General features: G+C 37.3%; 1 protein-coding gene. It reads right to left on the bottom strand.

Annotated features, from left to right (window positions below):
• Positions 1-320: 320 nt before the first annotated feature.
• On the bottom strand, positions 321-571 hold a 251-nt coding region (locus tag E4U82_RS19685; RefSeq protein WP_209300600.1), incomplete at its 5' end, for a GyrI-like domain-containing protein.

Raw genomic sequence — 571 nt, 5'->3', positions numbered from 1 at the left:
AGTCCTCCTTGGTACTTAAATTCGAGGTCATTGCAATGACACTCTCTATCGTACCAAGAGGGCTCTATTTTTGTACAACCGATTCTAGCCCCACTTATCCTCAAATTTCTTTATATACAGGAATGCTCCCTCTTTACAAATTTCAGTTCCTATTAAGTTTCTGCTCTTTACTTGAACAAAGCAAATTATAACTGTTGTTCCAGTAAAGCGCCCTATTGCTTAATACCGATTATTTCAAAAACAGGCGTTCAACTCAATTTTTTCACAAAAAAGACGCTTATCTTATTACGGAAAAGCGCCTCGTTTTGAAAACACTATTATTATTTTTCTGTGATCGGTATCCATATTTCACTCTTAAATTCCGGTGAGCTTGTGTCCTTGTTTTCATTCCATAGAATTTCAGGGCCTTCTACTTGCTCGTAATTAGAAGAAGGGAACCATTCAGCATAAATACGCCCCCAGATATCCTGTAATGTTTCAGGAAATGGTCCAACAGATTCAAATACAGCCCATGTTAGAGCAGGAACATCAAGTTGGGTAAAGTTATTAGGACATTCATTTGTTGTTGCAA

This window comes from Lentibacillus salicampi, assembly GCF_004565465.1.
Taxonomy (GTDB): Bacteria; Bacillota; Bacilli; order Bacillales; family Amphibacillaceae; genus Lentibacillus; species Lentibacillus salicampi.
This window is presented reverse-complemented; position numbering and strand designations above follow the sequence as displayed.